This window comes from Brevundimonas sp. (assembly GCF_041648115.1).
Taxonomy (GTDB): Bacteria; Pseudomonadota; Alphaproteobacteria; order Caulobacterales; family Caulobacteraceae; genus Brevundimonas.
In genome coordinates, this window is the sequence record NZ_JBAZPR010000036.1 from 1 (window position 1) to 3,205 (window position 3,205).

Annotated in this window: 2 protein-coding genes and 1 pseudogene; all 3 read left to right on the forward strand. The window is 66.2% G+C overall.

Features of this window, described 5'->3' with window-relative positions:
• The coding region (locus WC597_RS17090; protein WP_372695265.1) for an efflux RND transporter permease subunit at positions 1–2,405 on the forward strand (2,405 nt) is incomplete at its 5' end.
• Positions 2,402–3,004, forward strand: a complete 603-nt coding sequence (locus tag WC597_RS17095) for a cation transporter (RefSeq protein ID WP_372695266.1) — start codon at positions 2,402–2,404, stop codon at positions 3,002–3,004. The genes WC597_RS17090 and WC597_RS17095, both read left to right, overlap by 4 nt.
• A pseudogene (locus tag WC597_RS17100) lies at positions 3,001–3,205 on the forward strand (isoprenylcysteine carboxylmethyltransferase family protein); the annotation flags it as partial. The gene WC597_RS17095 and the pseudogene WC597_RS17100, both read left to right, overlap by 4 nt.

The following is a 3,205-nucleotide window of genomic DNA, read 5'->3' on the forward strand; positions in this document are numbered from 1 at the left end:
TGGCTCAGGCGCCGGTCGTCAACCGGAACGGCCTGATCGTGCGGGTCGCCGATGTCGCCACGGTCGAGATCGGCCAGGCTCCGCGCCTGGGCGGCGCCAGCCGTGACGGCCACGAGGCCGTGCTCGGTACGGCGCTGATGATCGCGGGCGGCAACAGCCGCACCGTGGCCCAGGCGGCCGGGGAGCGTCTTGAGGAAGTTCGCAAGACGCTGCCCGCGGGGATCGAGGCGGTAACGGTTCTCGACCGTAGCGCCCTGGTCAACTCGACAATTTCGACGGTGGCGCGCAACCTCACCGAGGGCGCGCTTTTGGTCATCGTCGTTCTGTTCCTGCTGCTCGGCAACATTCGTGCGGCCAGCATCACAGCGCTGATGATCCCGATCAGCTTCCTGTTCGCCGTCATCGGCATGAACCGGTTCGGCATCAGTGGAAACCTGATGAGCCTGGGCGCGCTGGACTTCGGCCTTCTGGTCGATGGCGCGGTCATCGTCGTGGAAAGCACCCTCCTGATGCTATCGCAACGGCGGATCGATCTGGGACGGGCCCTGACCCGTCGGGAACGCCTTGATGTCGCCGTGGCCGCAGCTCGCAAGATGGTCAAGCCGGCCGCCTTCGGTCAGCTGATTATCCTGCTCGTCTTCACTCCCCTGCTGATGCTTGAGGGCGTCGAGGGCAAGACGTTCGTCCCCATGGGCGCGACGGTCATGCTGGCGCTCGTCGGCGCCTTCATCTTCTCCTTCACCTTCGTGCCGGCGATGACGGCCCTGCTGGTGCGGGATCCCAAGAAGGTCGAGACCGACGAACACGGCCAGGCCCACGAACACGAAACCTTCCTGCTCCGCCACGCGCGGCGTTGGATCCAGCCGGCCATCCGCGCCGCCGTCGATCGTCCGAAGATCGTTTTGATCTCGGCGCTCGGCGCGGTCGTTGTCGGTGGTCTGGCTTTCTCGTCCCTGGGGAGGGAGTTCATCCCCACCCTGGACGAAGGCGACATCGCCATGCAGGCGCTGCGGGTTCCCTCGGCGTCGCTGGAACAGTCCCTCGCCATGCAGATGGCGTTGGAACGGGTCATCACCGCCCAGCCGGAAGTCGAGACCATGTTCTCCAGGACCGGCACCGCCGAGGCGGCCGTCGACCCGATGCCGCCCAACATTTCGGACAGCGTCATCGTTCTGAAAGACCGCAAGGACTGGCCTGATTCCGGTCTCGAGAAGGAAGCCCTTCTCGAGCGCTTCGAAGATCTGGCCAATCAGCAGATCGGCAACAACTTCGAGTTTAGCCAACCCATCGAACTTCGCTTCAACGAACTGATCTCAGGCGTGCGGACCGACCTCGCGGTCATGGTCTATGGCGACGACTTCGACACCATGCAGCGGGTCGCGGATCAGGTGGCCGGCGCGCTGCGCCAGACCACGGGCTCCGCCGACGTTCGCGTCGAACAGGCGTCCGGCTTGCCCACCCTGACGGTCAGCGTCGATCGGTTCGCGGCGGCCAGCTACGGCCTGTCCGCAGCCGACGTCTCCGAAGCGGTCTCGGCCGCCATCGGCGGCGCGGAGGCCGGCCGGATCTTCGAGGGCGATCGTCGCTTCGACGTCGTCGTCCGCCTACCGGACGATGCACGCAACGATCCGGCGGCGCTCGCGGCCCTGCCCATCGTCTCTGCGACGGGCGTGACCGTGCCTCTGTCCTCGGTGGCTCGCATCCAGAGCGCCGAGGGGCCGAACCAGATCAGCCGCAACGACGGCAGCCGACGGATGGTGGTCCAGGCCAACGTCCGCGGCCGGGATCTGGGCGGCTTCGTCACCGACGCGCAAGCGAAGGTCGATCAGATCCAGCTCCCGCCAGGCGTCCGCCTGACCTGGGGCGGTCAGTTTGAGAACCTCAAACGCGCCGAACAACGCCTGGGCCTGGTTATTCCGATCGTCTTCGTTTTGATCGGGGTGCTGCTGTTCATGGCCCTGGGGTCGTTCTCCGAGGCTGGGCTGGTCTTCGCCTGCGTGCCCTTGGCCCTGATCGGTGGAGCCTTGGCGCTTCTCCTGCGAGGGATGCCGTTCTCGGTGTCTGCGGCCGTTGGCTTCATCGCCGTCTCGGGTGTGGCGACCCTGAATGGACTTGTTCTGATGCAGGCCATTCGCGAGCGATTGCAGGCGGGGCTCGCGCCCCGGGACGCGGCGATCGAAGGGGCGTCCAGCCGATTGCGTGCGGTGTTGACGACAGCCTTGGTCGCCATCGTCGGCTTCATCCCGATGGCCCTCGCCCACGGCGCGGGGGCCGAGGTGCAGAAGCCTCTGGCGACTGTCGTCATCGGCGGCCTCCTGACCGCGACAGCCCTGACCTTGCTGGTCCTGCCGACCTTCGCGGCCAAGGCGGTGCGTCACCGCAAGGACGAGGGGGTGGAGGATTGATTGCTCGCACTCAGGATGACCGTCAGCAGCGACGCACGTTGCTGACGGTTCTCGCGCTCAACGCGGGCCTGGCATTAGCTCTTGGGATCGGCGGCCTGTCCGCCGATTCCAGCGCTTTGCTGGCCAACGCGGTGGACAACGCCTCGGACGCTGCTGTCTATCTGATCAGCTTTCTCGCGATCGGTCGGCCCGTTTCGTGGAAGCGGGGGGCGGCGCGCCTTTCGGGCGTCATGCTCCTCATCTTCGGCGCTGGCGTCCTTCTCGACGCGGGTCGTCGGTTCCTCATCGGGACCGAACCGATCGGCCCGACCATGATGGGGCTCGCGGTCGTTGCGGCGATCATCAACCTGATCTGCCTGCAGTTGATCCGCCGCCAGCACAGCGCCGACGTCAACATGAAGGCTGCTGAGACGTTCAGCTTCAACGACTTCGCCTCCAACGGAGGCATCCTCGTCGCCGGGGCGTTGGTGCTCTGGCTCGGCCAGGCGTGGCCGGACCTCGTCGTCGGCGTCCTCGTGGCCGCCATCGCGTTGAAGGGCGGCGTGGACATCCTGCGCGATGCGGCTAAGGATCGTCCGGATGAGGGGGAGGCGCAATGATGCCGCTCGATCCCTCCGACGACGTCTCGAGCGTCTCCAAACCCGCAAGCCCTGCTTCGTCCGGCTCATCACTTCCTGATGACGCCTGTCGATCAGCGGTCGATATCCAATCCGTTCAACGATGGCGCAAGGCGGGCATTCTCGTCGGGGGCCTGCTTCTTGTCGTCTGCGCGGCGCTCGTCACATCCTGGCCCTTGCTCG